Genomic DNA, 14,427 nt, shown 5'->3' on the forward strand with positions numbered 1-14,427 from the left:
AAGGAGCGATTCATGGCAACGCAGCTGCGCAATTCTGTCGATCCCGACCCGCTCGATGGGTGGAGCCTGCCGGCCTGGACCTACCATGATGCCGAGTTCCATCGGCTCGAACTCAACCGCGTGTTTCGCCCCAGCTGGCAAGTCGTCTGCCACGTCAGCGACATGCCCGGACACGGCGACTGGCACACGCTCGACTATTGCGGCGAGAGCGTGATCGTCGTGCGCGGCAGAGACGACGTCTTGCGCGCCTTTACCAATGTCTGCCGTCATCGCGGATCGCGCCTGGTCGATGGTGCGGTCGGCTGTGCGAAGAAACTGGTGTGCCCCTATCACGCCTGGACCTACGACCTCGACGGCAAGCTTACAGGCGTGCCCGACAGCGCGAGCTATCCCACGCTCGACCGCGACCGCGCAAGGCTGGTGCAGGTCGAGCTGGAGATCTGGCGCGGCTTTGTCTTCGTCCGGCTCGAGGATGACGGCGGGCCGAGCGTCGCCGAGATGATGGCGCCCTATGAAGCCATGATCGAACCCTATCGCTTCGAGGAACTCGGCGCGCTGGGCCGCGTGACACTGCGGCCGCGCGAGGTGAACTGGAAGAACGTCGGCGACAATTATTCGGACGGCCTCCATATCCCCGTCGCCCATCCCGGCCTCACTCGCCTGTTCGGCAAGAGCTACGGCGTCGAGGCGGAGGAGAATGTCGACCGCATGTGGGGCGACATGGTGGAGCGCGAGAGCGCCAACTGGTCGGAACGCATGTACCAGAGGCTGCTGCCGCCGGTCGCGCACCTGCCCGAGGACCGCCAGCGCCACTGGAACTACTTCAAGCTGTGGCCCAATGTCGCCTTCGACATCTATCCCGACCAGGTCGACTTCATGCAGTGGCTGCCGACCGGCCCGACCACCTGCCTGATCCGCGAAATCAGCTATGTCCTGCCCGATGACCGCCGCGAAATGCGCGCTGCGCGCTACCTCAACTGGCGCATCAACCGGCAGGTCAATGCCGAGGATACAGAGCTGATCAGCCGTGTGCAGCAGGGCATGGCCTCGCGCAGCTTCTCGATGGGGCCGCTGTCGGACAAGGAAGTCTGCCTCAAGCACTTCTGCAAGCGGATGCGCGACATCATTCCCGAGGCGCGTCTCGAAACCCAACCACCCGCCGGCTGGAGCCACACATGACCAAACAATACGACGCCGTGATCATCGGCGCAGGGCACAACGGGCTCGTCTGCGCCTTCTACCTCGCGCAGGCCGGGCTGAAGGTCCGCATCGTCGAGCGGCGCGACGTGGTCGGCGGCGCGGCGGTGACCGAGGAATTCCACCCGGGGTTCCGCAATTCGGTGGCCAGCTACACGGTCAGCCTGCTCCAGCCCAAGGTCATCCGCGACATGCGGCTGCACGACCATGGCTATCGCGTGATCGAGCGCCCGATCTCGAACTTCCTGCCGCAGGAGGATGGCGGCTACCTCAAGCTCGGCGGCGGGCTCGAACGCACGCAGGCCGAGTTCTGCAAGTTCTCCGATGCCGATGCCGAGGCGCTGCCCGCCTATTACGACGCGCTCGAAGGCGTGGCGGAGGTGCTGCGCGACCTGGCGCTCAAGTCCCCGCCCAATGTCGGCGAGGGGCTGCGCACGCTGATCGCCGGCGCAACGCAGGGCTGGGGCATGTCGCGCCTCGACCTTGCAGCCAAGCGCGACATTCTCGACCTCTTCACCAAGTCTGCGACCAGCTTCCTCGGCCAGTGGTTCGAGAGCGAGGCGGTCAAGGCCGCTTTCGGCTTCGACGCCGTCGTCGGAAATTACGCTTCGCCTGACACGCCGGGCAGCGCCTATGTCCTGCTGCACCACGTCTTCGGCGAGGTGAACGGTAAAAAGGGCGCATGGGGCCACTCGGTCGGCGGCATGGGCACGATCACGCAGATCATGGCCGATGTCTGCCGCCAGTGCGGGGTCGAGATCAGCCTCGAGGCGCCGGTCGACGAGGTCCTGGTCGATGGCGATAAGGTCGCCGGCGTCCGACTCGAAAGCGGCGAGGAGATCGCTGCCAAACGGGTGATCGCCAATGTCGGGCCCAAGCTGCTCTACGGCAAGATGCTCGACGAGAGCCATCAGCCTGAGGATTTCCGGCGCCGGATGCGCGGGTTCAAGGCGGGCGGTGGGACCTTCCGCATGAATGTGGCGCTGAGCGAATTGCCGCGCTTCACCGCGCTGCCAGAGCCGGGCGAGCATCACCAATCGGGCATCATCCTCGCCCCCACGCTCGACTACATGGACAAGGCCTTCCTCGACGCGAAAGCGCATGGCTGGTCGAAGAAGCCGATCGTCGAGATGCTGATCCCGTCGACGGTCGACGATAGCCTCGCGCCCGAAGGCCAGCATGTCGCCAGCCTGTTCTGCCAGCAGTTCGCGCCCGAACTACCGGACGGTCGCGACTGGGACGACGAGGAGGATGCCGCCGCCGACACGATCATCGACACGGTCGAGGCTGCGGCGCCGGGTTTCCGTGCCTCGATCCTCGGGCGGCAGGTGCTCAGCCCCAAGGGTCTCTACAAGAAGTTCGGCCTCGTCGGCGGCGATATCATGCATGGCCACATGAGCCTCGACCAGCTGTGGTCGGCGCGCCCGGTGCTCGGCAATGGCGCCTATCGCGGGCCGGTGACGGGGCTCTACATGTGCGGCGCTGGCACGCATCCGGGCGGCGGCGTCACCGGCGCACCGGGGCACAATTGCGCGCGCGAAGTCATCACCGACGGCGGCGGCTTCCGCCGCTTCGCCTAGGACTAAGGTCGGTCATCGCACTTGCGCCATGCGCCGCTTCCGCTAGGCACGCACGAGCATGACCGATAGGCCAACCATTCCCCCGATCGGGCGCGACGAGTTTCGCGCGGCGATGGCGCGCATCGCGACCGCAGTCAGCGTCATTACCACCGATGGTCCCGAAGGGCGCCACGGTATGACCGCATCGGCGGTCGCCAGCGTTTCCGACGAGCCGGCGACGATCCTCGCTTGCATCCATCGCTCGACCCTCATGAATTCGCGGCTGAAGTCCAACGGCGTGATGTGCGTCAACGTGCTGAGCGACCGCCACGATGCCTTGTCGCGGCTCTTCGCCAATGCGGGCTCGACCCTTGACGAACGTTTCGCCAGCAGCGCCTGGGATATGCTCGCGACCGGCGCCCCGGTAATGCAGGACGCAGCGATCGCGCTCGATTGCGAGATCGTCGAAGTGGCGGAGGTCGCGACCCACAGCGTCTTTTTCGGAGAGTTGCGCGCACTGCGGTTGGCGGAGAGCGCCTCGCCGCTGCTCTACTACAACCGCGGCTTCCACTCGATCGGCACAGGGATCCTGTCCGAAGATTGACGGAATTTCGTGTTCGATCCGGAGATAAGGTGGTGAATGGCGCAGTCGCGACCTAACCAGTCTCGCCTCTGTTTTCCCTGATAAACAGGGAATTTACAGGGAATTCGGATTTTTCCAGCCCAGAATCCAAGTCTCCCGCCCTTTGAGAACGGCAGAATTCTGCCATTTCTGGAATGAAATTCCCTGCAGACGGAACAGGGAATTATCAGGTGAGGATCAGGGAAGCATTTTGCGACGAGCAGGGAATAGGTCGGCAGCTAACAGCGATCACATTATCAAACTGCAAGACGCGGTCAGCCGATGTGTGGTCAGCCCTCTTCGCCGAGCTCAGCGTGAAGCAAAATGGTCGCATAGCCATTGCGTTGGCAAAGAATCTGTTCGCATAGCACTTCGACGGATCGCGAAGCGCGTTCCCCAAGCCAGGTTTCCGGGTCGCATTCTTCCACCTCAGATAACTCGCCTGGCATCAGACGGTGATCCGAAGCAATTGAATCGTACGGCACCTGCGTGCCTATTCTTGGTTCGACCCAAGGGAAGTCGTCGGGCCGGTACGTGCGGTCGATATGCCCATCCTTGAGGATAACGACGGCCAGCGTTTCACGATGAGCATCGACGTAGCTGCGCGCCATCGCTTCCTTGCTGACGCGGAAATCGCGCGCGAGGCGCACGACCTCGGCAAGATCAGGTTGTCGCGACTGGAGCTGAGCGCGGATCTTCCTGGGAGGCATCAGCAGGCTGGCAGCAAAGCGATTGGCCTCTGCTTCGATCCGCCTGTGACGATCTTTCTCCTTGGTGTCGGATGCGCGCAGATCCGCATGCGAGCAGGCGAATTGCTCGCTCTCGCGTGGTCGATGTGTAGGAATGAGAAAGTGGCCAAGCTCATGGCCGATAGAGTACCTCTGACGCTTCGGGCTACTGCCTCGCGCAAGGAGGATCGAACCCGAAGCCTTGTTGGCATCCATGATCAAGGCTGCTTCGAATGCAGAAGTGTCCATCTGTTCGATCCCGACAATATCGAGCTGCTTGCACAAGGCTTCGATTGAAAAGTCGAGCGGGAGATCGGGTTGAAGCTGATGGATCAGCTCAGCGATACCGGTCGGAGACCCGACCCCGTCAAGATCGAGACGACTGAAGCTCAACTGCGCTTGTCCTTGCGCTTTCTCTTCATCGTTTCCATCAGCATTTGAATTGTCTGCCGATCGCTTTCGTCAAGGCTCTTGAGGTCGCGGAACATGGCGACCATTTCGGCAGGCTCGTCTTCGTTGTGAGGGTTCTCCCCTACGAGATCGGACACCCGCACCCGAAAGTATTCGGCGAGGTTGACGACGATCTCCATGGAAGGGTTCGCAGTCTTGCCCTTTTCGAGGTTGAAGACGTGCGCCTTGGTGACGCCAACCGCGTCGGCGACATCCTGGAGCGAGCGGCGATGGGCGATGCGAAGATCGTGGAGTTTGCTGGCAAAGCTCATAAGAACTCGTTTAATCTGAAATACCGATATTATGCCACCTGATTGACTTTTGCAAGCGTTTAGTCTATAATGCCGATCTCGTTCACAATGATTCGGGGTCGCACATGGGAAACACATCGCTGGTCGAGCGCGACATTGCGTCGCTCAAACCCTACTCGCGCAATGCGCGCACGCATTCCAGGAAGCAGATCAAGCAGATCGCCTCGTCGATCGAGCGCTTCGGGTTTACCAACCCGGTGCTCGTATCCGACAATGGCCAAATCATCGCAGGCCATGGTCGGGTCGAGGCGGCGAAGGTCCTGGGCTGGACTTCGGTGCCCACCCTTGCCCTATCTCATCTCAGTGAAGCCGAGCGGCGGGCCTATGTGCTTGCGGACAACAAACTCGCGCTCAATGCTGGATGGGACAGCGAGATTCTTGCGATCGAGCTCCAGGGCCTGATCGACCTCGACTTTGATCTTGAGGTCACCGGCTTCAGCCTCGCCGAGATCGACTTCGCTCTTGATAGCGCCAGCGAGGCCAAGCCAGACGGAACCGATGCTCCGGAAGATGTCGTCCCCGAGACCACCGGATTGGCAGTTTGTGCATTGGGTGACCTGTGGCTCCTTGGTCGCCATCGCCTGCTCTGCGGCGATACGCGAAATGCCGAGGCCATGGACCGGCTGATGGACGGGCAGACGGCCGACCTTGTCTTTACTGATCCCCCCTACAATGTCGCGATCGACGGCAATGTCTGTGGCCTCGGCTCGGTCAAGCACCGCGAGTTCGCCTTCGCATCGGGCGAAATGAACCGCAGCCAGTTCACGCGATTCCTTACCGAAACGCTTGGCAATTTGGCGCGGGTCATGCGCGACGGGGCAATTGCCTTTGTCTGCATGGACTGGCGCCACATGGGTGAACTGCTTGAAGCTGGTGAAACAGCCTTCACAGAGCTCAAGAACCTGGTTGTTTGGAACAAGACCAATGGCGGCATGGGCGCCTTTTACCGTTCGAAGCATGAGCTGATCTTCGTCTTCAAGCAGGGCACGGCCCGGCACACCAACAGCTTCGGCTTGGGCGAGACTGGCCGGTATCGCACCAATGTGTGGGACTATGCAGGGATCAGCTCAATGGGCGCTGACCGCTCTGATGAATTGGCCATGCATCCAACGGTCAAACCTGTCGCCCTGGTGGCAGATGCGATCCGCGACTGCTCGCGCCGCGGCGAGATTGTGTTAGACGGGTTTGGAGGCTCGGGCTCGACGCTGATTGCCGCTGAGAAGACAGGCCGCGCCGCACGGCTCATCGAGTATGATCCGCTCTACTGCGACACCATCATTCGCCGCTGGCAGACTTATACCGGCAAGCAGGCTGTCCTCGCTGAAACCGGCGCCAGCTTTGAGGATGTCACCGACGAGCGCTGCGACCTCGCCCTGGAGGTCGCAGAATGAACAAGCCAGCCCGCCAGCCCGACACCGAACCCGGCGAATATGGCAACCGTTCCGACCGCTACGAGGTCGGCTACGGCAGGCCGCCTTCCGAACACCGGTTCCAGAAAGGTCAGTCCGGCAATCCCAACGGTCGGCCGAAAGGCGCGAAAAACAAGCCTCCCAGGGGCCAAGGTATGGACTTCGGGACCCAGCCCGCCAACCAGATGCTGCTCGAGGAAGCCTACCGCACCGTCACCATCCGCGAAGGCGAGAAATTCGTCGATCTACCAGTGATCAAAGCGGTGTTCCGCTCGATGGGGGTCTCAGCGATGAAGGGTAACCGCCTGGCCCAGGCAACCATGACCGAGTTGGTGCGCGGGATCGAGGAAGAAGACCGCCAGATCCGTTCAAGCTATTTCGACACCGCCTGCGAGTATAAATGGAACTGGGAGCAGGCAATCGCCCATGCCCGCAAGCACGGGTTGGAGGTCCCTGAACCTATTCCGCATCCGGATGACGTAATCGTCGACATTCGCAAGGCGGAGGTCCGCTACGAAGGACCGATGACGCCCGAGGAAAAGAAGCGCTGGGATCGCATGCTCGAGTTCCGCGACGAGCTGCAGGCGGATGTGTCAATGCATGCCTCTGCCTACCGCGAATGCGCGGCAATGAAAGAACCGCCGATTGGCCACATGCGATCAACCGCGGGGTTCTGGGAACGATACACCGAAATGTATGACCGGATAAACGAACCTTTGCCCGATCGATATCGCAAGCGGCTCCAGGACAGGTTCTATCCCGGAGTCTCAAACGCAACCAACAGCGATGAAGCGGAGCAAAGCAAATGAGCGGTCGCAAGGTCAAGATCAGCAAGGCCCTCCAGCGCCAATTGGACCAGATCAAGGGTGACAGGATCGTCGTCGCGACGGTCCAGACTCTCATGCGCAAGGATATCGACCGCTACAGTCATCTTGGACTGCTCTTTGATGATGGCGGGATCCTCGCAGGCCCGCCTGCCCCGCCGCCGCCTAGCTGCGGGATCCAGGCGCTTCGCAATCTCGATGGCTGGGACCAGGTACGCAAGGATCTGCCGATGGAAGATCGCGAAATCTCCGCATACGTACCCAGCTGGAACAGCGGCAGCTACCACTCGGTCAACTGGACGACCAAGGCCTACCCGCGCGACCATCATCCTGCACGATTACTGACGATCACGGCAACGGTTCTTGAACCTCTCAATGACGGTGCGTTTGTCCGTTTTCGGGTGGACCAGCCGCTTGATCGCGTGGATCCAAACTTCGCCTGGCATCTTGTACAGAATGTGAAACTGCTGCGGGAAGCAGTCGGTGATGCCCAGCTGTTCGACGCCGACATGAGCGACGAGGAATTCGCAAACATCCAGCACGTCGATTGGGAGCTCTTGCCAACCGGGTCGGCGGATCGCGTCCTGGCACATCTTGCATCACACAGCGGTGCAGGCGAAGCACGGCTCGAGGTTGCAAAAGAGCGGGTCAAGACCCTTGATCGACTTGGCCACGACGGCTTCATTGTTGGGACGGGGAAATTCGCGCGCTATTTCGGCGCGAAGTTCGGCGAGCGGGCCGCGGTGCTCGAATCCCTCGAATACGGGAATGCGATCTATGTCTTTGAGACAGACTGGGAGAAGTTGAGCCAGCTTAGCAGGACCGAGCTCATTAAACGGCGCGATCCGTTCGTTCACCGTATTCCGCACAAGTCCGGGTGGCAATCTGTGCTTCGCAAGCTCATTCGCACGTTATGACTGCTTTGCGCCCTCAAGTCGGTCATTTCAGAAGCGAATGAGAATGCCTGAAAGCTGACATTGATGTTCTAGTTGCCGGCGGCCAAAAATTGCGGGTCTGATTGCTCATGGCTGTGCTTCAAGCAGCCTTCCATTGACGATGCGCTGAAAGGGGAAGCACCTGCGCCTGGGCCGCTTTCAAAGTCGCGCTCGTCACGCCCGCTCCGCCGCTTCGTCGCCCATCGCGGTAGCGCTGGCACTCGTCTCGCAGGCCTCGGCGAAACGTGCTGCCACGGGGTGGGCGCTCGTGCCGTGAAGGAGGATACTCAGCAGGACGGTCAGGGTGACGCAGGCCAGCAGTTCGTCAGCGCCAGGAATGGCGTAGCTTTCGAGCACCAGGAGAGCGAACAAGATTGACGCGAGACCACGCGGACCGAACCATCCCAGGAAGAACTTCTCAAGCAGGCGCAACCCGGTCCCCGACAGCGAGAGCACGATCGGAACGACCCGAACGAAAGTGAGGAAACCGATCGCCAGAACCAGCGTGCGCCAGCCCGCATGCTCCCACCCAAACGGTGCCAGCACGGCGCCGAACACGAAGAAGGTTGCCATCGTGAACAGCTGGCCTTCCGTCTCCATGAATTCGGAAACGAAATGGCTCGAACACGACAGCCGGTTGCCGAAAACCAGCCCTCCCACAAAGGCCGCGATGAGCCCGTTACCGCCGATCGCCTCGGCTCCGACAAAGCACAGGAAGGCTGCGGCGAGGAAGTATATGCCTTGATAGGCTTCGGTAGCGAAGCCGCGGCGCACGGCAAGGTCCAGGAGCCAGGCAGCGCTCCATCCAACGACGATCCCGGCGATCGGACCCAGGACGACCTGCTTGAGCCCGAAACCGACGAGACTGGAAGCGCTTTCGCCATCCATACCACCAGCCTGACCGACCGCAGCCAGCGCGGCGATGATCACCACCGGCAGGGCGAGGCCGTCATTGAGACCGCTTTCGACCAGCACACCCTGCCGCAGACGCTGCGGGATGGCCTTGTCGGATACCACGGCCTGGCCGAGCGCCGCATCGGTCGGCGTCAGGATCGCCGCGACCAGCAGGCCGAGCGCCCATGGTTGATCGGGCGAGACCCACATCGCCAATAGTGTTCCTAGCGCAATAGTCAGTGGCATCCCGATGAGCAGCATCCGCGCCGGAATGCCCGCATTGCCGAGCAACTCCCCGATCCTGACCCGCGTGGCGTCGGCGAACAGCACTAGGATTAGTGTCACCTCTGCGAACAGGTGCAGGACTCCGCGCCCATCTCCTCTGCCGATCAGCTCGGCGCCGAGCAAATAGGTCAGCCAACCGAGGCCAGTGAATATGATCGGCATCGTTACAACCGACATCTCGGCCCGCTTCGATAACGCAGCAAAGACGAGTACGACGAGGAGCAGCCCAGCCAGGACGAAATAGTTCATTCGCCTATCGTTCGAAGACGGGAGTGGCTCCCTGCGCCAGCTTCAGCCGCGTCCAGAGGTTCATGTTGATGACGATGGCGGCCATTTCCGCGATCTCCTTTTGAGAGAAATGTTCCGCGACCTCGTCGTGCACCGGTTGGAAATCGCGCCCCTTACCAGCGGTTAGTGCATCGCAATAGGCAAGCGCCGCCCGTTCCGGAGGCGAGTAGAGATCGCTCTCCCACCAACTAGCGAGATTGTCGATCTTCGCGGTCTCGATATCCTGGTCACGCGCCGCCTTCGAATGCAGTATCAGGCAATAAGAACATGTATTCAACTGAGCTACGCGCAGGCGCAGTAGCTGGGCGAGTTTTCCGTCGAGATCGAGGTCGGCGGTGTAGCCGAACGCCCCGGCCAATTGTTTGGCGAGATCATGGAACGGGGTGAGGTCCGGATCGAAACGGCGGTCCTCGAATTTCGGTTCGGCGTCAGGCATCGCTGGTCGCTCCTTCTCTTCGGGGCAGTTTCCAATCCGCACGGGGGAAGTGACAGCTGTATCCGTTCGGATAGCGTTCGAGATAGTCCTGGTGCTCGGGTTCCGCCTCCCAGAAATCTTGGGCCGGGGAAACTCTCGTCACCACCGGTCCGGGCCAAAGGCCGGAAACGTTGACGTCCTCGATAGTGTCGAGCGCCATGCGGCGCTGTTCGTCGTCAAGATAGAATATCTCCGAGCGGTAAGATGTACCGACATCGCCGCCCTGGCGGTTCTTCGTCGTCGGGTCGTGGATCTGGAAGAACAATTCGAGCAGGTCGCGATAGCTCACCACGTCCGGGTCGTATTCGATTTCGATTGCCTCGGCATGTCCGGGATGGTTGCGACAGGTGGGATTGTCGTTGTCCCCGCCTGTGTAGCCGACGCGAGTCGCGGTGACCCCATCACGCTTTCGGATGAGATCCTGCATTCCCCAGAAACAGCCTCCAGCGAGGATCGCTCGCGCTTTCTCGTCAGTCATGATCTTTCTACCTGGTTTGTGCCTGTTTCAACCGATGTCCTCGACCTGGTCGAGATAATCGCCGTATCCTTCACCCTCCATCTGATCACGCGGGACAAAGCGCAAAGCTGCGGAGTTGATACAATAGCGCAGGCCGCCGCGATCCTGCGGCCCATCGGGAAAGACGTGGCCGAGATGGCTGTCTCCATGAGCGGAACGGACCTCGGTGCGGACCATGCCGTGGCTCTTGTCGCGCAGCTCGTTCAGATTGCCCTTGTCGATAGGTTTGGTGAAGCTGGGCCATCCACATCCGGACTCGTATTTGTCGGAAGACGCGAAAAGCGGTTCGCCGCTTACGATATCGACATAGATGCCTGGCTCCTTGTTATCGAGGTATTCGCTGGAACCAGGGCGCTCGGTGCCGTTTTCCTGAGTAACGCGAAACTGCTCTGGCGTGAGCTGCGCGATGGCAGCGTCGTTCTTCTTGTAGGTCATGGATATGGGCACTTCTCTTGATCCGATTGGTTGCCCCAAACCTTCATGCGTGAATCTGGGAGTGTGCATTGTTAATACGGTCCAGACCGGCGAATTGTTTCTTCAGGATCGATATTCTTCTCGATGATCGAGGCCGGGACGACGGTGACGTAGCGAGCATCGGTGTCAGACGGCACAGCTTTCCGATCTGCCGGATCGAGTGTCGGACGGTGAATTTTCCCATGCCATAACAAGTTCTGGCAGGTGGCAGCCTCCTGCCGACCCAAGGCCTGAGCGGCGCAATGAAACCGTTCAGTGATCGCACTTCGGGAGGGCTCAGATCTCGCCCTTAGATCGATCGGTCCTAAAGAAAATTGGCGTCAAGTGCATCCAATGTGTCGTTTCCGGTGTTGCTACTCCTGCATGCACGCAAGAAAAACTACGGACAGGCCCCGAAAGTCCACCTCGATGCGGACCATTTGCTCTGTCCGCTATCCGGGTCGTGGCCCCCCGAGCCTTGCAGCCTTGGCCCTAGTAATACTCGGCATTGTGCCGAGCACCGACGCCCGCGCACAACCCTTGGCTCAAATCCCTGATCCGGCTTTATCCGACGTTGCATCCTCGCCCGAGATCATCTCCGCAGACGCATTCGATCAATATTCACCGCAAACCGCCCTAGACGCGGTCGAACTGATACCTGGTTTCAACATCCGAGAAGTCGAGACCCGGCGAGGGATCGGTACCAATGAAACGAATGTTCTGATCAATGGTCGCCGCGTTACGGGCAAACTCGACGATGTGGTGGCGACGCTCAGGCGCATCCCGTTCGAAGATGTGATCCGCATCGAAATCGGCGACGCTGCAGATTTCAATATCGTCGGCGTCGCTGGCGATGCCGTGAATATCGTAACGGGCACAAATGACCTATCGGGGCAATTCTCATGGAATCCCGTTTTCCGAATCCGGCGAACCGACCCCGTATTGCTCGACGGTTCAGTCTCGCTAAGCGGCAGTAGCGGGCCATTCGAATATACCTTCGGTTTCGAGAACACTTCGCTGCGCGACGGGGCAGCCGGACCGGAACTGGTTTTTCTGGCCGATGGTTCGCTGGTCGATCGTCGTGATGAAGTGTTCGAGCTCGATCTGGATCGCCCCCGCATCAGCGGCAATCTTCGCTACGAAGGGTCCAATTCTCACGAAGGAAACGTGAGTTTCGCAGCGGCACGATCCTATTTCGACTTCGAGGAAGTTTCGTTTCGCCTGACTGGCGACCCGATGGAGCAGACCAGGACGCTTGCCCAGCGGCAGCGCGAGCGGTCCTGGGAGGTGTCCGCGGACTACCAGTTCCCATTCATTGGCGGCACTTTGAAACTGATTGGCGTGCGCCGCGAAGAAAGCTTGCCGGTCACCACGAGCGTGACGACCGAGATTGCCGCGACCCAATCAGCCAGCGCGACTGTTTTCACCGAAGACCGCCAGGAGCGGCAGACAACTTTTCGAGCCGAGCAGCGCTTTGGCGGAAAGTCGGGCAACTGGCTCATCGCGGGCGAATACGGGTTCAACCGGTTTCGCAACGACACGTTGCTCGAATTCGTTGGCCCGGATGGAGACCGGACGGAAATACCGTTGAGCGGAAGCGACGGAACGATCGAGGAAGAGCGTGTTGAAGCCACGCTGTCCTATTCCGGGCAGGTTGCACGCGACGTCGCTCTGCAGGCCACAGCGGGCGGCGAGGTATCGTGGATCGAGCAGACCGGCAACACACTCAGCAACAGGCGATTTTTCCGTCCCAAGGGAGTCGTCACCGTCAACTGGCAGGCAAGCGAGGACCTTAAGGTCTTCGCCGAAGTGGAACGACGCATCGGGCAGATCGAGTTCATCGATTTCCTCGCCTCGGTGAACCTTACGGATGACCAGCAGAACCTCGCCAATCCAGACCTTCGTCCCCCGCAGAGCTGGGATTTCGAGATCGGCGCGACCAAGCAGTTTTCAGGAATTACCCGCTCGACCGTGCGGATCTTCGCGCGGGATATCAGTGATTTGGTTGACCGGATTCCAGTCGGTGACCTTGGGGATGCCATCGGCAATATCGAGTCGGCATGGCTATACGGGGTCGAATGGGACAGCACCCTGGATCTTTCCGGAATCCTGACCAGGGGAATGCGGCTAGACGCGAGAATTCAACTACAGGAAAGCGAGCTTGAAGATCCGGTGACAGGCCGGGAACGGCGGATCTCCAACAATTTGCGTCATCTGGTCGACATCGGCTTCCGCCACGACGTTTCCGGCAGCAATTGGGTCTGGGGCGGCAATCTCGAATATGTCCGACGAGCCGCCGATTTCCGTTTCGACGAGTTCTCCGTGTTTCGACAGGGGGCCGTGGGTTCAGTGTTCGTCGAGCACAAGGACGTGTTTGCCGGAATTGGGATCAAGGCAACGGTCGAACAGTCGCTGGGAGACTTTCAGCAGGTCGACCGGACCCGCTTCGTGGCGCGTCGTGGCAGGGAAATTGATTTCATCGAGCGGCGAGAGCGAAACAAGGGCCTCATTTTCCGATTTTCCGTGAGCGGCACATTCTGATCATGACCGCGCAACTCCATCATTTGGGAAAACCTTCAATGCGTTTCACACAATCGATACTAGGCATCTTACTGGCGACCGGGCTTCTTGGCGCGACTTCGTCCTCTGCCCATGATGGATGGCTCGAGCTTTCAAATGCCGAGCCCAAGAGCGATGACGCGGTCGAGGTTACGCTGCAGATCGGTCATGGTAGCGAACGGAGGACGGTCGATCTGACTCCACTTCCGATCTGGGTTCGCAGGGCCGTTGTTGTCGCTCCCAGCCCTTCTTCCGGAGCTTCCAAGACACACGAGATCGAAGCCGACAAGGGTTTCGATCTCGCGCTCAATGAGTCGGGCACTCATGTCATGGCCCTGACGACATTTGCCTTCACCAATGAGATGTCGCCCAAAGCCTTCAATGAATACCTGAGACAACAAGGGCTGGCCGCTTCGATCGAAGACAGGGAAACGCGCGGGCTGCTCGACGAGGTCGGGCGTGAAATCTACCATCGTACAGCAAAATTGATCTTGGCCGGTGATAGCGCAGGCGAAAGCGACATCGCGACTACGCCGCTCGGATTGAATCTCGAAATCGTCCCGCAATGTATTCCGATGGCTGGCGGTTGCGAGCGTCTCCTTCCAGTCCAATTGCTTTTCAATGGACGCCCTCTCGACGGAGCGCGTGTCATTCTCAACGATCTGGCTTCGAATGACTGGCCAACTGCGGCGTCAAAGACAGACTCTCATGGAATAGCGCACCTCGAACTTCCGCATGAAGGTAACTGGATGATCAGCACGATCTGGTCATGGCCGATCAAGAACGACGAGCGCGGAGACTACGAAACCATATTCAGCAGCCTCGTACTCTCCAAGCGCAACAGCATGGGTTCCGACCTGGCGAAAACGCCAAGCGAGGAGAGTTCTTCGGAACAAACGCATTGAATCTCCGTAGTTTACC

14 protein-coding genes are annotated in these 14,427 nt (G+C 60.1%); 8 read left to right on the top strand and 6 right to left on the bottom strand.

Features of this window, described 5'->3' with window-relative positions:
- The first annotated feature begins 12 nt into the window (after window positions 1-12).
- Genes P7228_RS04165 through P7228_RS04175 form a run of 3 tightly spaced genes read left to right on the top strand, consistent with a single transcriptional unit; the run spans window position 13 to window position 3,360 of the window.
- The gene (locus tag P7228_RS04165) at window positions 13-1,179 is read left to right on the top strand and encodes an aromatic ring-hydroxylating oxygenase subunit alpha (RefSeq protein ID WP_278016956.1); all 1,167 of its coding nucleotides are present in this window, start codon (window positions 13-15) and stop codon (window positions 1,177-1,179) included.
- Entirely contained in the window at window positions 1,176-2,777 is a 1,602-nt protein-coding gene (locus P7228_RS04170) for a phytoene desaturase family protein (protein ID WP_278016957.1), read from the top strand. The genes P7228_RS04165 and P7228_RS04170 overlap by 4 nt, the downstream gene beginning before the upstream one ends.
- A gap of 58 nt (window positions 2,778-2,835) precedes the next feature.
- Entirely contained in the window at window positions 2,836-3,360 is a 525-nt protein-coding gene (locus P7228_RS04175) for a flavin reductase family protein (protein ID WP_278016958.1), read from the top strand.
- 308 nt (window positions 3,361-3,668) lie between these two features.
- On the opposite strand, the gene P7228_RS04180 is transcribed toward P7228_RS04175, so the two are convergent.
- Together P7228_RS04180 and P7228_RS04185 are read right to left on the bottom strand one after the other, a co-directional pair.
- Window positions 3,669-4,322, bottom strand: a complete 654-nt coding sequence (locus P7228_RS04180; protein ID WP_278016959.1) for an ImmA/IrrE family metallo-endopeptidase — start codon at window positions 4,320-4,322, stop codon at window positions 3,669-3,671.
- 173 nt (window positions 4,323-4,495) lie between these two features.
- Complete coding sequence (locus P7228_RS04185) at window positions 4,496-4,828, bottom strand: helix-turn-helix transcriptional regulator (protein ID WP_278016960.1); 333 nt, start codon at window positions 4,826-4,828, stop codon at window positions 4,496-4,498.
- 104 nt (window positions 4,829-4,932) lie between these two features.
- On the opposite strand from P7228_RS04185, the gene P7228_RS04190 reads away from it, so the two are divergent.
- From P7228_RS04190 to P7228_RS04200, 3 genes are read left to right on the top strand one after another with little or no spacing between them, the layout of a single operon-like run.
- Entirely contained in the window at window positions 4,933-6,258 is a 1,326-nt protein-coding gene (locus P7228_RS04190; RefSeq protein WP_278016961.1) for a site-specific DNA-methyltransferase, read from the top strand.
- Window positions 6,255-7,085 carry a DUF5681 domain-containing protein gene (locus P7228_RS04195; RefSeq protein WP_278016962.1) on the top strand — a complete coding sequence of 277 codons (831 nt, stop codon included), beginning with the start codon at window positions 6,255-6,257 and terminating at the stop codon, window positions 7,083-7,085. Before P7228_RS04190 ends, P7228_RS04195 begins: the two co-directional genes overlap by 4 nt.
- Entirely contained in the window at window positions 7,082-8,017 is a 936-nt protein-coding gene (locus P7228_RS04200) for a hypothetical protein (RefSeq protein WP_278016963.1), read from the top strand. The genes P7228_RS04195 and P7228_RS04200 overlap by 4 nt, the downstream gene beginning before the upstream one ends.
- Window positions 8,018-8,209: 192 nt before the next feature.
- Here the strand turns inward: P7228_RS04200 and P7228_RS04205 are convergent, their stop codons facing one another.
- The 4 genes from P7228_RS04205 to msrB are packed head-to-tail and all read right to left on the bottom strand — an operon-like array spanning window position 8,210 to window position 10,929.
- Window positions 8,210-9,463, bottom strand: a complete 1,254-nt coding sequence (locus P7228_RS04205) for a cation:proton antiporter (RefSeq protein WP_278016964.1) — start codon at window positions 9,461-9,463, stop codon at window positions 8,210-8,212.
- A 4-nt stretch (window positions 9,464-9,467) separates the two neighbouring features.
- Entirely contained in the window at window positions 9,468-9,938 is a 471-nt protein-coding gene (locus P7228_RS04210; RefSeq protein ID WP_278016965.1) for a carboxymuconolactone decarboxylase family protein, read from the bottom strand.
- Window positions 9,931-10,455 (bottom strand): peptide-methionine (S)-S-oxide reductase MsrA, encoded by a 525-nt coding sequence (gene msrA / locus P7228_RS04215; protein ID WP_278016966.1) that lies wholly within the window; start codon window positions 10,453-10,455, stop codon window positions 9,931-9,933. The genes P7228_RS04210 and msrA overlap by 8 nt, the downstream gene beginning before the upstream one ends.
- A gap of 27 nt (window positions 10,456-10,482) precedes the next feature.
- Complete coding sequence (gene msrB, locus P7228_RS04220) at window positions 10,483-10,929, bottom strand: peptide-methionine (R)-S-oxide reductase MsrB (protein WP_278016967.1); 447 nt, start codon at window positions 10,927-10,929, stop codon at window positions 10,483-10,485.
- 294 nt (window positions 10,930-11,223) lie between these two features.
- Here msrB and P7228_RS04225 point away from each other — a divergent pair, with 294 nt between their 5' ends.
- Window positions 11,224-13,488, top strand: a complete 2,265-nt coding sequence (locus P7228_RS04225; protein WP_278016968.1) for a TonB-dependent receptor plug domain-containing protein — start codon at window positions 11,224-11,226, stop codon at window positions 13,486-13,488.
- Window positions 13,489-13,490: 2 nt separating this feature from the next.
- Entirely contained in the window at window positions 13,491-14,411 is a 921-nt protein-coding gene (locus tag P7228_RS04230) for a DUF4198 domain-containing protein (RefSeq protein WP_278016969.1), read from the top strand.
- Window positions 14,412-14,427: the final 16 nt, after the last annotated feature.

Origin of the sequence: Altererythrobacter sp. CAU 1644 (assembly GCF_029623755.1) — a bacterium.
Lineage (GTDB): Bacteria > Pseudomonadota > Alphaproteobacteria > Sphingomonadales > Sphingomonadaceae > Erythrobacter > Erythrobacter arenosus.

Excerpts from the sequence above, each read along its gene's own strand:
- P7228_RS04165 (WP_278016956.1), top strand. The coding sequence starts at position 13 with ATGGCAACGCAGCTGCGCAATTCTGTCGATCCCGACCCGCTCGATGGG.
- P7228_RS04170 (WP_278016957.1), top strand. The coding sequence starts at position 1,176 with ATGACCAAACAATACGACGCCGTGATCATCGGCGCAGGGCACAACGGG.
- P7228_RS04175 (WP_278016958.1), top strand. The coding sequence starts at position 2,836 with ATGACCGATAGGCCAACCATTCCCCCGATCGGGCGCGACGAGTTTCGC.
- P7228_RS04180 (WP_278016959.1), bottom strand. The coding sequence starts at position 4,322 with ATGGATGCCAACAAGGCTTCGGGTTCGATCCTCCTTGCGCGAGGCAGT.
- P7228_RS04185 (WP_278016960.1), bottom strand. The coding sequence starts at position 4,828 with ATGAGCTTTGCCAGCAAACTCCACGATCTTCGCATCGCCCATCGCCGC.
- P7228_RS04190 (WP_278016961.1), top strand. The coding sequence starts at position 4,933 with ATGGGAAACACATCGCTGGTCGAGCGCGACATTGCGTCGCTCAAACCC.
- P7228_RS04195 (WP_278016962.1), top strand. The coding sequence starts at position 6,255 with ATGAACAAGCCAGCCCGCCAGCCCGACACCGAACCCGGCGAATATGGC.
- P7228_RS04200 (WP_278016963.1), top strand. The coding sequence starts at position 7,082 with ATGAGCGGTCGCAAGGTCAAGATCAGCAAGGCCCTCCAGCGCCAATTG.
- P7228_RS04205 (WP_278016964.1), bottom strand. The coding sequence starts at position 9,463 with ATGAACTATTTCGTCCTGGCTGGGCTGCTCCTCGTCGTACTCGTCTTT.
- P7228_RS04210 (WP_278016965.1), bottom strand. The coding sequence starts at position 9,938 with ATGCCTGACGCCGAACCGAAATTCGAGGACCGCCGTTTCGATCCGGAC.
- msrA (WP_278016966.1), bottom strand. The coding sequence starts at position 10,455 with ATGACTGACGAGAAAGCGCGAGCGATCCTCGCTGGAGGCTGTTTCTGG.
- msrB (WP_278016967.1), bottom strand. The coding sequence starts at position 10,929 with ATGACCTACAAGAAGAACGACGCTGCCATCGCGCAGCTCACGCCAGAG.
- P7228_RS04230 (WP_278016969.1), top strand. The coding sequence starts at position 13,491 with ATGACCGCGCAACTCCATCATTTGGGAAAACCTTCAATGCGTTTCACA.